Here is a 12,333-nt window from a genome sequence, read left to right on the forward strand (position 1 = left end):
CTGATGGGTCGCCGGTGAGCCGCGCGAATGAGCTTCCGATGGGTCGCCGGTGAGCCGCGCGAATGAGCCTCCGATGGGGCCGCCGATGAGTCGCGCGAAGCCGACGATCACGGACGTGGCCCGCCGCGCCGGCGTGTCCCGGTCGGCCGTCTCGCGGGTCATGAACAACGAGCCCGGCGCGTCCGGCCCGGTGCGCGAGGCGGTGCGCCGGGCCATGGCGGAGCTCGGTTACGTCCCCTCCCAGACGGCGCGGGCCCTCGCATCCGGCCGCCAGCGGGCGGTCGATGTTGTCGCCTTCACCAACGGCCCGGTCATCGGGTGGCTGGCGTCGCACCCGTACTACAGCCGGGTGCTGGCCGGCGTCACGTCGGCCCTGCAGGGCACCGACGTCCAGGTGCGGGTGCAGGCCTTGACCCCCACCGATGCCACGGCTGGCTCCCGTTCGGCGGTTGATCGCGCGGCGGATGAGCTGGTGGCCGTGGTGGATCGGATCGCGGTCGGGGCGACCGTCGGCGCGGTTCTGACCGACGTTCCGCCCGCCATCGCGTTGCGCTTCCAGGAGAAGTTCCGGCGTGTGGTCTCGCTGGCCGCGACCTCGGCCGTGGTGCCCACGATCGAGGCCGACAACGCCGGAGGCGTGTACACCGCCGTCGAATACCTGCACGGCCTGGGCCGCCGCCACATCGCGGCCATCCACGGCCCCGCCAGCAGCGCCGACGCGCGCGACCGCAGGACGGGCTACCTGCGGGCGATCGACCGTCTCGGCCTGTCCGAGATCAGCGACGGCGGCGACTTCCGCCGCGAGGACGGCTTCGAGGCCGCCCACCGCCTCCTGACAACCCATCCGCAGATCGACGCGATCGTCGTAGCCTGCGACCTGATGGCGGCGGGCGTGGTGCAGGCGATCACGGCCTCCGGCCGCACCGTCCCGTACGACGTCAGCGTGATCGGCTTCGACGACAGCGTGGCCGCCGTGTGCGCCAACCCACCCCTCACCACGATGCGCATGCCGGTCGAGGAGATGGCCGTCGCCGCAACCCGTCTCCTGCTCGACGGCGCCGTCACCCCTGGCTTCCGGCAGACCTTCCCGGTCGAGCTGGTCGTGCGCGACAGCACCACCCCACGCACCCTTTGACCCGGCCCACTCGCGGGCCGGATGCCGTTCTCGAGTTCAAGGGCGCGACCGGCCCGACGCGCCATGACGGCCAGCCCGGCAACCGCCAGCAGCGCCAGGCTGCCCGGGATGAGGAACACCAGCGGAAGCCCGATCCGGTCGGCGCCGAGACCGCCGGCCGCCCCGCCCAGCGCGGAACTGAGCGCGGTCGAACTCAGGAAGATGGCCGAGGCGGTCGCGACGGCGGTCGGGAGCAGCCGCTGGGCGACGATGATCCCGAGCGCGGCGAAGACACCCCACACCCCGCCCATCAGGATCTGCCCGGCGAACAGGCCCGCCGCCGTGCCGGTGAGGGCGAAACACAGGTTGGCGCCGACCCCGAACGCCGCGCCGAGAACCATCAACCGCAGCATGCCGGTCCGGCGGGCCACGACCACCGCCAGCGGCATCAGGACGATCTCGACCAGGGGCTGGATCCCGATGATGGCGCCGCTCAGACCGGACGCGAACCCGAGCCGGTCGTTCATGTAGATCGGCAGATAGGCGTACTTGATCGACTCACCGGCGTAGACGAGCACGTAGAGGCCGGTGAAGGCCAGGAGCGGGGCCATCGCCCGTACGCCGGGAACTTGCTTGTCGCGACCCGGACCCGTCGCCGCCGAGACCCGCGGCGTGCGCAGCATCCCGAGCGGAACGATCTGCGCGAGTGTGCAGATCGCGGTCGCCAGCAGCATGGTGCGCAGCGAGGTGTGGGCCGCCAGGAACGCCCCCGCCACCGGCCCGACCACCCATCCCGCGGTCAACGCCATCCGCACCACGGCCACCACCGCGTCGTTCCCCGGAGCGGGCCGGGCCGCCATCTCGTCGTGCAGGGCGGCGAACAGCTGCGACGTGGCCGCGCCGGCGAACCCGAGAACCAGGGCGCTGATCACGTACGGCATCCAGAGCTGCGGCGAGTACGCGATAGCTGCCCACCCGGCAAACCCGGCGACGGCGCAGAGCCGGAAGAGCCCGAGCCGCCGCCCGGTGCGATCGGAGCGAGCCCCGACGAGATACCCGGCCACCGGCGCGGTGAGGTTGGTCAGATAGAACAGGCCCGCCGCCGTCAACGATCCACCCAGATCGTTGACCAGGAACGACGCGATCTGCGGGGCGGCCGCCGAGAACCCGAGCCCCGACAGGAACATCGCGACCGCCGCACCCCGATAAAGCGGCGAACCCAAAGTCAGCCGAATCCCCGACCCGCCCACCTCGGCCACCGACGTCGCCGACTCCGCGCCCACCCTGGCCGCCGACGTCGCCGCGTCCATGCTCGCCGACGCCGGTCCCGTCGTCAGAACCGGGGCTGGCGTCGATGCCTGCATCACCGACGCTTGTCCGACCTCATCGGCGGCGCGGCGTGGCCCAGCTCCTTTCGCGGCGCCATGGGCCCCGCCCAGCTGCGTCGGCTCCTCGCCGCCCGTTTCGCCGTCCATCGCCGCTCCCGCCGCTCGGCAGCCCAGCTTCACGCCGGACCCCCATCACCAATGCCCCCGAAGCGACACCAGCGTGAGTACGCCACGGGATGTCACGACCGGAGAAACCGGCCGGGCCGGGCCGCACGTTAGGGGTGGGAGCGGTTCCAGCGGAACGCCAAGCCCGACGTTTGTGCCGATCGTCGACAAGGCCGCGCCCGATGTCACGCAGACGGTGAAGGGCCCCCGGTTACGGCAGGGACCAGCGCTGGCTGGCCGATCCCGTACAGGTCGACACCGTCACGCCCGTCCCCGAGGAACGCCCCCCGGACGGATCGGTCAGGCAGCCCCCGTTGGCCGAGTTGATCAGCCGCTGGCCGGAGACGCGCCACTGGGCCGGCGTCCGCCCGTCGCACGTGACGATCTCGACCCGGTCACCCCCGACGACCAGCGCGCACTTGCCCATCACCCGCACCGTGCCGTCGGTGGCCAGCGTCCACGTCTGTGCGACCGTCTCGTTGCAGTCGAAGACCTGCACGTGGTTGCCGTCGACGGCGATCGCGCCGTTCAGGTCGAGACACAGCCCGTTCTGGCCGCGGATCACCCCCGTACGGTCGCTGGCCGGGGGTTCCGGCGCGACGAGCTGGGGGTCGTTGGTCCGCCCGCCGCCCGACTCGGGCGACGGCGTGAGCGAGATCGGCTCACCCGCCGTGGGGCTGCCGGCGACCGGCGGCACCGCGGCCGAGGTCGCCCCGGCGCTGACCGACGCGGAGGGCGAGGTCGCGACGCCACCCGCGGTGCTTGCCGGACGGCCCATCTGATCACCGGTCGTCCCCGACACCGACGGCGAGATCGCGGCGGTCGTCGGCACCGGCGCCTGCGCGGCCGGGATCTCGGCCCCGGGCGCGGTCGCGACCGACGGACGCACCTCGTCCGACCGCAGCGCCGCATAACCGGCCGCGGCGGCGCCCAGCACCACGACGGCGGACACCCCGGCCATGATCATGACGCGGCGGCGACCGGAGGACGACTTGCTCGCGGCGTGCTTACGCCGGAACGGCAGGTGCAGGATCGCGGTGGGCGCGTCGGCGGGGTCGGGCGCAGCGGCGGGCGCGGTGATGCGCGTCTGGGTGGCGTCGGGATCGTCGAGCGCGCCCGAGTCGCGCAGCACGAACGGCCGTACGAGCAGGGGGTCCTGCTCGCCGCTCCGGTCACCGTCCGTCACGCTTCACCCGCCGCCATCGAGGTCCGCCCGCCACCATCGAACTCTGCCCGTCGCCATCGGGCCGCCATCGAGTCCGCAAGCGACGATCGGCCGTCCAAGATACCCGCGATGATCGTGGTTCCGCCGACCCCGAACTTCCGACTTTCCGCCCGTTGCGGCCGTCGGGGCAGGGAACGAACACCTTCAGTCGGCTTGGTGACAACTTTCCTGCTCCACAACGACGCACTGAGTTGATCTCGCGTGAACCTACCTTTCTGCTCATCCGGGCGCGACACGGGCACCGGCTGATCAGGAAGGTCGTCCATGTCGCTTCCCTCCCGTCTGCTCGCCGCGGGTGTCGCGGGCCTGGTCATGGCCGGTGCGTTGATCGCGCCGAGCCCGGCGACGGCCGCTGTTCCGGCTTCGTCTTCGGCGCCGTCGAGGAACGCGCGCACAAGCGCCGAGGAGCGCCGCCGTGTCGACTCGGTGCCGACGCCGAAGCTCGGCTGGTACTCCTGCTACACGTGGGCGCAGTGCGCGACGGCGAAGCTTCCGCTCGACTACGACCGCCCGAATGGCGAGCAGGTCACCCTGGCCCTGCTGCGCGTCAAGGCGAAGGACCAGAAGCACAAGATCGGCAGCCTGTTCGTCAACCCCGGCGGCCCCGGCGCGTCCAGCGTCTCGCTCGCCCTGGCGGCCCCGTTCTTCCTCAGCGACTCGCTGCTCGACCGTTTCGACATCGTCGGCATGGACCCGCGCGGCATCGGCTTCAGCGACCCCGTCATGTGTTTTGCCGGGCCCGGCCGCCAGCAGCCCGTTCTGGCCAAGCTCAACACCGGTTTCCCGTACGGGGTGAAGGAGGAGAAGGCGTTTGTGAAGGCGGCCGCCAAGCAGGGCCGCGCGTGCTCCACCTACGGACGCGACCTGGCCGGAGCGATGTCGACCGCCGAGGTCGCCCGCGACATGGACGTGATGCGCCGCGCGGTCGGTGACAGCAAGCTCACCTACCTGGGCTTCAGCTACGGCACCGCCCTGGGCCAGTACTACGCGAACATGTTCCCCGACCGCTTCCGCGCCATCGCCGTGGACGGCGTCATCGACCCGCGTGCCTGGGTAGGCTCCCGCGCCACCGCCGGCCAGGTCCAGGACGACCGCCTGCGCTCGGCCGACGGCGCCTGGAAGGCCCTCCAGGAGATCATGCGCCGCTGCAACCAGGCCGGCGCCGCGAAGTGCGAGTTCTCCGGCCAGGCCCTGCGCCGGTTCCGCATCGTCGCGAACCGCCTGAAGGCCAAGCCCCTGTCGGTCGGCGGCCAGAAGATCACCTACGCCACGTTCATCAGCATGGCCCTGAGTTCCCTGTACGACGTGGAGGCCGGCGCCGAGGTCACGGAGCTGGCGGCCGCCCTGTGGCGCCTGACCACGCCCGGCGCGAAGACCACCGGCACCGAGACCCTGACCGTGGCCCGGGCCCACCAGAAGGCGATCGGCCGCGCTTTCCCGTACGACAATTCGTTCGACGCGTACGCCGCCGTGATGTGCACCGACGGTTACCACCCCACCAGCGGCTCCGCGTGGATCAAGGCCGGCGCCAAGGCCGACAAGCGGGCCCCCTACTTCGGCCGCGCGTGGGCCTGGGCCAGTGCCTCCTGCGCCCGCAACAGCTGGACGGTCCGCGACGAGGACGCCTACCTGGGCCCGTTCAACCGCCGGACGAAGAACCCCGTCCTGGTCGTCGGCAGCTACTGGGACCCCGCCACCAACTACGCCGACGCCGTGAAGTCGGCCAAGCTCCTCCCCAACAGCCGCTTGCTCTCGAGCGCCAACTGGGGCCACACCGCATACGGCACCTCCGCGTGCGTGACAAACGCCATGGACCACTACCTGCTCACCCGCTCCCTGCCCGCCCGCGGCAAATCCTGCGTGGGCGACGTGCAGCCCTTCCGGACCAACCTCGCCGACAACCCGACCGAAACCAGCGAGTCCACTTTCAACCTGACCACCGCTACCCCGGCCGAGATCGCCGCCCAGGGCCTCCCCACCGAGAACACCCCCAAGGTCCTGCCACCCGTCCGCTGACCCACCACGCCCCGCCCACCGTCCACCGGAGGGCGGGGCGCTCCCCAGGCCGAGCAGACGGCCCGCATCGGTCACCACCCGGGGCCGCCGACGCCCAGCGCCAAACCGCCCGGCACCCAGCCAAGTGGCGGCGCCGGTTTGGCGTCAGCGCTTCCAGAAAGCCTTTCGCTCGGGGGCCGTGTCGGAGGGCGGGGACGTCGGCTCGGCGGCCGCCGGGGGCGTTGCGTCGCCGGCGAAAGCAGCGAGCGTCTCGATGGCAGCAGCCCACCTCTCGGCCACCGGAGCGTCCGAGCGCAGCTTGGCCACCAGGTCCTTCAGCGGAGCGAAAGCCGGGTCTTCTGCCGAACCCACCAGGACGTCCAGACGGCTCGCCAGGTCGTCGAGCAGGTCGCGGCGCTCCCAGTCGGGCTGGGCGGCGGCGTCTCGCAGGCGCTGGGCCTCGGTGGCGGCCAACGCACGGACATCGTCCAGAGTGGGCGCGCCCCCGAAGGACGCCCGCGCCTTCGACCGCATCATGGCGGGTGCGGCCGGGACAGCACCCGAACGTCGCGCCCGGCCCGCGACGGGACCACCGCCGGCCATTCCACCCATGGGCGGGGCGCCGTCGGCCATCGAGTCGGCCGCGAACGTCGGTGCGAAGTGGCCGGGGGCGGCGGGCGACGGCGGAGGCGGACCGGTCACCGCGGCCAGCGACATCATCACCGAGCCCGACTCGGCGGGGCTCTCCCAGCCGTCGGGGAGTTCGACCGGCTGGGTCACGCGCCGGGTCTCGCCGCCCTCGTTGACCACCCGGCTGTCCACCGCCACGAACGCCGTGAAGCGGCACAGCACGCCATAACGCAGGGACGTCGCCACGATGCGCTGCTCGAGGCCGCGGTTGCCGGCCGCGTACGCGTCCTCCAGATCACGCAGGCGAGCCCGCGCCCACTGAGCCTCGACGGCCGGCTCATGGCTCTCGTGCACCGGAACGACCGTACGGAACTCCTGGTCGTCACGCGTGCGCCCGGTGACCACCAACTCGCCGGCCGGCCGGCCCGTGTAGCGCCCGCTCACCACCAGCGGCACGCCGGGGTAGAGGCCGGGCAGCCGGGCCGGGGACCGGTCGTCGTCGACGAGCGTGATGCCCGAAGCGGTGACCTGGAGACCGGTGACGACCGGCGCGCCGATGCGGCGGTGGATGTGTTCCATCGCCTCGTCGAGACGGTCTTCGCTCTCGACCAGCTCGGCCCGGCCGGCGCCCAGCGCGGCCAGCCGCCCCAGGAAGCCGGCGTTGACCGCGCGGTCGATGCCGATCGTGTGGATGCGGGTCGTGCCGATCAGCGGCGTGACGTCGTGGACGATCTGGTCCTCGTTGCCGACCTGGCCGTCGGTGACCAGCACGAGCACCCGGTCGCGGTTCTCGCTCGCCCGCAGCAGGTCGAGCCCTTCCCGCAGGGGGCTCAGCAGCTCGGTGCCGCCGCGGGCGTCGGCCTTGGCCAGATGTTCGACCGCACGGAACCGGTGGCGGTCGGTCGCCTCGGCCAGCCCCGAGGGCAGGTCGTCGGGGCGGTCGACCTGGTGGTCGAACGTGAGGACCGCGAAACGGTCGCCGGCGGTCAGCGTGTCGACCACGCGGGCCGCGGCCCGCCGGGCGGCCACCATCTTCCAGCCGCCCATGCTGCCCGAACGGTCGAGCAGAAGCACCACGTCTTTCGGCCGGGTGGCCACGGCGCCGGCCGGCGGCAGCACGACCAGCTGGAAGACGCCCTCGGGCTCCTCGGCGGTCTGGTCGGGCACGGCGACCGCGCTCTGGCCACCACCCGCGTAGGGCAGGCGCAGGATGAAGTCGCGGTTGGCGCGCTCGTCGGGCCCGATCGTCAGGACGCCGTCGCGGTCGACCACCGTGTGCAGGCTCGAGCGCACCTCGCCGAGTTCGAGCCCGGCCGGGTCGATCTCGACCGAGAGGCCGAGCCGCAGCGGGTTGGGGAAGCCGGGCAGCAGAACCGGGGGAGTGATGCGGGAGGCGTCCGGAACGGAGCCGGTGTCGGGCGCCCAGCCGTCGCCGACCGACTTGCCGGGCAGGGGCGTGCCGGGGATGTAGCGCGGCGCCACCACCAGCGGGAACCGGAACGTGGCCTCGCCGTCCTCGAACGGCAGCGGCCCGACCAGGCTGAGCTCGATCACCACCCGTTCGCCGGGGACGATGTTGCCGACCCGCATCGTGAACACGTCGGGCCGCTCCTCCTCGGCGATCGACGCGCGCCGGCCGGAGGCGATGGCCCGGTCGTACGCCTCGCGGGCCGCCCCGCGCTCCTGCAGCTCGGCCGTGACCGTGCGGTCGTCGGCGGTCATCGTCATGCCGGTGACCGCAGCCCGGTCGGGCAGCGGGAAGATGTAAGTCGCCTCGAGCGCGTCGTCGTGCACGTTGACGAACTCGGTGGTCACGACGGTGTGCGCCACCAGGCCGCTGATGCGGGCACGCACGTCGAGACGGTCGAGCGGCAGGGCACCGCGGTCGGTACGCAGCATGCCGAAACCAGCGTCGGGCAGGATCCGGATGCGGCTGATCTCCGCGGGCTCCATCGGGGTGACGGAGAGGGTCATGACGGACTCCCATCGATCAAGCCGTCGGCGGATGTCAAGCCTCGGGCGGTGAGCAGGTCGAGCAAGGGTGCGGCGGCCTCGGCGATGGCGTCGCGGTCGCGGTCGGAGACGGCGGAGGGGACGAGCAGCAACACCCCACCGCCCAGCGCCACGCCGGTGAACGCCTGGGTGGCAGTGGTGGAGCGAGCGGGAACCGGCTGAAGTGGGGGAGTCGGCTGAGGCGCGGGAGCCGGGCCGGGTTCGGCGGTGTGGTCGGCCCAGAAGCGCGGACGCTCGGGTTGGTGGCCGAAGGCCTCCTCGTCGATCACGACCATCAGCCGGGGCGGGACCAGGGCGACGTCGGTGAGCGACGAGGGTGACAGGCCGGTCAACTCCTCCTGGATCTGGGCGAGCGTGCGCCCCTCGGCCTGCCGCCGCTTGATCGCGACGAGTTGCTGCAGATGACGGGGGCCATAGAGAGCGGTGCGCCCGCGCATGCCGAGCGGCTTGTCGACCAGGCCGATCGTCGAATACCACCGGATCGCCCGGCGGTCGGGCAGGTCGCGGACGCGTCCGTTGGGTGCGCCTGGGTATTCGGCCTCGAGGGCCTCGCGCACCCGTTCCACCAACTCGTCGAGCGTCCACATGCCGACCACTGTGACACTGTCACCATGACACTGTCAATGAGGTGTAGAGTCCTGCGGCATGCAGCTGGTGAGCCTCTCCCACGTGAACGATCCCGCGACCACGACCATCTACCCCGGTGACCCGCCCTTCGAGCTCGAGACGGTCGCCACCATAGAGAGGGACGGCTACTACCTCCGGTTCGTCCGTCAGGGGGAGCACACCGGCACCCACTGGGGCGCGCCCGGCCACTTCAATCAGGGCGAACCGCTCGCCGACGAGCTCGACCTGCACGACCTGCATCGGCCGGCGGTGAAGATCGACGTGCGGGAGAAGTGCGCGCGTGATCCCGGTTACGCGGTCACGGTCGCCGACGTCGAGGCGTGGGAAAAGAGGCACGGCCGCATCCCCGACGAGTCCATGGTGATCATCTGGACCGGCTGGGACGCGAAGTGGGGCACGGCCGGCTTCACCCGGGCGCATCCCGGGTTCGCCGTCGAGACCGCCCGCTGGCTGATCGGAACCGGACGCGTCGGCCACCGTGGCGGCACCGGAACCGACGCCTTCAGCCCCGACGTGGGCGCCGACGAGACCTTCGCGGTGTCACGCCTGATCTATCAGCGCCACCGCATCAGCCTCGAGATCCTGGCCAACCTGCAGTCGCTCCCCGAAACGGGCGCACACATCCTCTGCGGCGGCCAGATCAACCGCGCCGGCTCCGGCTCCCCGGCATTGATCTACGGCCTGCTGCCATGAGAACCCGGCGGAGCTTGGTGGGCCGACTGAGGAGCGCGGCCACGAAGAGCCGGCTGACGAACGCGGTGATGGGGTGGTGGGCCGGCCACACCCGGCGGAGCGGAGGCCGTCGGGCAGTGGCGAGGTCAGGTCGCGGGTGGGGGTGCGGGCGTAGAAGTGGCGTGTGGTGTCACGGTGGCCGGGCCGGCGCCGCCGGGCTGGAGAGTGCCGTTGGCGACCAGGCGATAGGGCGCGAAGCGCGTCTCCTTCTCGTCCGGCTCGTCGTGCGCGACCACCGCGACCACCTTGGCATAACCGGCCAGCCGCCTGAACTGCGACACCGGCACGACCGCGGCGCGATGGGCGTCGAGCCCGACCAGCCGCACGTGCCAGCCGTGCACCGGCGTCGGCTCGATCGCGGTCGGCGACGTCCAGCCGGCCAGCGAAGATCCGTCACTGAGCGTGCGCCCGGCCAGCGAGAGCGTCCCGATCCGCCAGCCCCCCTTCGCCACCGCCGCATCGGTCACATAGCGGAGACCCAGCAAGACCTTCTTCCCCGCGTACGGCTTGAGGGGGTAACGCGCCGTCACCACTCCACCGCTGGCACCCGTCAGAGCAGGTCCGAGCGGCCCGGGAACGGTCCGGTCCCCGGTCACGGCGTGATACGTCTTGCCGCCGTTGATCGAGATCATGACGTACGCGAAGTCGTACCGTTCCTCGGTCGCATACGACGTCTCCAGCGACAGCACCGGTTCGCCCGCCGGAATGGTCACGGGCCTCACCGCGTACGAGTCGAGGTCGTTGGTGTTGCCCGAGAAAAGGGTGCCCGCCGCGATCGTCCACCCGGTGGGCAGCGGCGCCAGCGTGGACGCGCCCCGGAAAGAGACCGACCTGAGCGGCGTCGGCAGTGGCACGTAATCGGCTCCGTTCGGCGCCGCGCCCGGCAGGTCGTAGGCGGCCTTGTTGCTGAGGTTGACCGCCGACCGGAGACTCGCCGCCCGCACGCGGTCCTCGGCGATCCCGGTGACCGGCCCGTCCACGCTGTCCAGCAGCGTCATCAACTGGTAGTCGTGCAGCACGTCATAGAGCGCCTCACCGGTCGGCAACGCCGCCTGCACCGCCGCCAGCCCTTGGCGCAGGGAGTCGCGGTGCAACATCGAGATCACCCCGACGCCGAACCGGTCCCGCAGATAGAGCATGAACTGATAGACGTTGCCGTAGTCGGCCAGCACCTCGCTCGGCGTGCCCTCGTCCCACAGGTTCAGCGAGTTCTGCGGGCCGCCGCAATCGCGGGGGATGACGTTGTACGCCGTCTTCACCGGCCCCCACCCCTGGAAGCACATGAGATGCGTGTCGTTGCCGGGCTGGTCGATCGCCGCCCGCCCGTCCACATATCCGGTCAGCGTCGACGCGAAGTCGGCCAGCCCCTCGTTCAGCCAGGTCGTCTCGTTCGGGTCGGCGTAATACTCCAGCAGGTGCTGCCATTCGTGCGCGAACGTCGCCTCGTACATGCGCGGCCGCGCCGGCCGGCTCGTGCACAGGTCGTCGGTCGGGTCGTCGGCGGGCTGCGCGCCGAGCCGGTGCTTCCAGTCGTAGGCGTCGATGGTCATGACGTTGCGATCGAAGAGCTCGTTGAGCTGCTGCGAGAAGAACCCCGCGACGTACGTGACCGCCTTGGGAAAGGTGTGGAAGTTGGCGTCGCGGATGTTGTCGACCAGCGTGACCGTCTTGTCGCCGTCACCGGTGAAGTCACCCTCAGCGGTCGCGGCCGCGCCGTTGCGATCAGGCGGCGTGCTGAAGACCGCCGTCTCCTTCGGATAGATGGTGCTGTCGAATTCCCGTACGAGGTCAGCGATGTTCTTGTCCGTGACCTCGAGCGAGTCCTTGCGGCAGTCGCCGGCGGGGAACGCCATGTCCTGCGCGACCCACACCTCGATGTGCCGGCCGACCGCCTTCAGCGTGTACTTCTTGCGGTAATACTTCCCGGTCGTGTCGTCGAGCCCGAGCCAGTCGCGCACGGTGCCGACCGGTGGGGTGGGCTTGGCCGCCGTCCGCGCCCGGGGCCGGTCCGGCAGCGGCAGTGGGCGCCCGTCGAGCGTGAACTTCGTCCGGGTGAGCTCGCGCGTGTCAGAAGCGAGAGCAGCGGTAGCCGTGAGGGCGGTGGGATGGGCCGGCGCGGCCGATGCGGGGGATGGCGAGACGGCGCCAGCCATCAGGGCGAAAACCGTAAAAGCTGTAAACCGGGCGCGGCTCATGAAAGGGGACGCTACTCGTCGCGAGCAGCGTCCCGGTGTCTATTCGAAGAGCGAGTGGTCGCGGCCACTCCCGGCGCGCTTGCGGGCCCGTCGCCGCAGCTGCACCACGACCATGTCGACGACCGCCACCGCGGCCCAGGCCAGAAGCAGCCAGCCGGGCACCGCCCAGCCGGCCCGGAAGAGCAGCACCGCCAGAACGACGCAGACGACGAATCCGAACGCGGCCAGAATCAGCCTCAGATTGAGCGGGCTGTACGGCTCCTCGACCGTGCCGCGGCGGCCGGGCGGTTGGGCACCGATGGGCATGCG

General features: G+C 71.5%; 8 protein-coding genes and 1 pseudogene. 3 read left to right on the forward strand and 6 right to left on the reverse strand.

Annotated elements, in window-relative coordinates; genetic code table 11:
* The first annotated feature begins 85 nt into the window (after positions 1 to 85).
* Entirely contained in the window at positions 86 to 1,135 is a 1,050-nt protein-coding gene (locus JIG36_RS46870; RefSeq protein WP_203383404.1) for a LacI family DNA-binding transcriptional regulator, read from the forward strand.
* Between the two features lie 56 nt (positions 1,136 to 1,191).
* On the opposite strand, the pseudogene JIG36_RS52905 reads toward JIG36_RS46870, so the two are convergent.
* Positions 1,192 to 2,589: pseudogene (locus tag JIG36_RS52905) on the reverse strand (MFS transporter); the annotation flags it as partial.
* Between the two features lie 229 nt (positions 2,590 to 2,818).
* Positions 2,819 to 3,793 carry a ricin-type beta-trefoil lectin domain protein gene (locus JIG36_RS54515; protein WP_203383405.1) on the reverse strand — a complete coding sequence of 325 codons (975 nt, stop codon included), beginning with the start codon at positions 3,791 to 3,793 and terminating at the stop codon, positions 2,819 to 2,821.
* 303 nt (positions 3,794 to 4,096) lie between these two features.
* Here JIG36_RS54515 and JIG36_RS46880 point away from each other — a divergent pair, with 303 nt between their 5' ends.
* On the forward strand, positions 4,097 to 5,848 hold the full coding sequence (locus JIG36_RS46880; RefSeq protein ID WP_203383406.1) for an alpha/beta fold hydrolase: 1,752 nt from the start codon (positions 4,097 to 4,099) through the stop codon (positions 5,846 to 5,848).
* Positions 5,849 to 5,992: 144 nt separating this feature from the next.
* On the opposite strand, the gene JIG36_RS46885 is transcribed toward JIG36_RS46880, so the two are convergent.
* Positions 5,993 to 8,431, reverse strand: a complete 2,439-nt coding sequence (locus JIG36_RS46885; protein WP_203383407.1) for a VIT domain-containing protein — start codon at positions 8,429 to 8,431, stop codon at positions 5,993 to 5,995.
* On the reverse strand, positions 8,428 to 9,057 hold the full coding sequence (locus JIG36_RS46890) for a MerR family transcriptional regulator (RefSeq protein WP_203383408.1): 630 nt from the start codon (positions 9,055 to 9,057) through the stop codon (positions 8,428 to 8,430). The genes JIG36_RS46885 and JIG36_RS46890 overlap by 4 nt, the downstream gene beginning before the upstream one ends.
* 58 nt (positions 9,058 to 9,115) lie before the next feature.
* On the opposite strand from JIG36_RS46890, the gene JIG36_RS46895 reads away from it, so the two are divergent.
* Positions 9,116 to 9,790 carry a cyclase family protein gene (locus JIG36_RS46895; protein WP_203383409.1) on the forward strand — a complete coding sequence of 225 codons (675 nt, stop codon included), beginning with the start codon at positions 9,116 to 9,118 and terminating at the stop codon, positions 9,788 to 9,790.
* Positions 9,791 to 9,915: 125 nt separating this feature from the next.
* On the opposite strand, the gene JIG36_RS46900 is transcribed toward JIG36_RS46895, so the two are convergent.
* Both JIG36_RS46900 and JIG36_RS46905 read right to left on the reverse strand, forming a co-directional pair.
* Positions 9,916 to 11,982 (reverse strand): M6 family metallopeptidase, encoded by a 2,067-nt coding sequence (locus JIG36_RS46900; protein ID WP_203383410.1) that lies wholly within the window; start codon positions 11,980 to 11,982, stop codon positions 9,916 to 9,918.
* A gap of 81 nt (positions 11,983 to 12,063) precedes the next feature.
* Positions 12,064 to 12,330 carry a hypothetical protein gene (locus JIG36_RS46905; RefSeq protein WP_203383411.1) on the reverse strand — a complete coding sequence of 89 codons (267 nt, stop codon included), beginning with the start codon at positions 12,328 to 12,330 and terminating at the stop codon, positions 12,064 to 12,066.
* Between the last annotated feature and the right edge of the window lie 3 nt (positions 12,331 to 12,333).

This window comes from Paractinoplanes ovalisporus, assembly GCF_016834655.1.
GTDB classification, from domain to species: domain Bacteria; phylum Actinomycetota; class Actinomycetes; order Mycobacteriales; family Micromonosporaceae; genus Actinoplanes; species Actinoplanes ovalisporus.

Bases quoted from the DNA above. Each gene is read 5' to 3' on its own strand.
- JIG36_RS46880 (WP_203383406.1), top strand. From the start codon at position 4,097: ATGTCGCTTCCCTCCCGTCTGCTCGCCGCGGGTGTCGCGGGCCTGGTC.
- JIG36_RS46905 (WP_203383411.1), bottom strand. From the start codon at position 12,330: ATGCCCATCGGTGCCCAACCGCCCGGCCGCCGCGGCACGGTCGAGGAG.
- JIG36_RS46890 (WP_203383408.1), bottom strand. From the start codon at position 9,057: ATGTGGACGCTCGACGAGTTGGTGGAACGGGTGCGCGAGGCCCTCGAG.
- JIG36_RS46870 (WP_203383404.1), top strand. From the start codon at position 86: ATGAGTCGCGCGAAGCCGACGATCACGGACGTGGCCCGCCGCGCCGGC.
- JIG36_RS46885 (WP_203383407.1), bottom strand. From the start codon at position 8,431: ATGACCCTCTCCGTCACCCCGATGGAGCCCGCGGAGATCAGCCGCATC.
- JIG36_RS46900 (WP_203383410.1), bottom strand. From the start codon at position 11,982: ATGGCTGGCGCCGTCTCGCCATCCCCCGCATCGGCCGCGCCGGCCCAT.
- JIG36_RS46895 (WP_203383409.1), top strand. From the start codon at position 9,116: ATGCAGCTGGTGAGCCTCTCCCACGTGAACGATCCCGCGACCACGACC.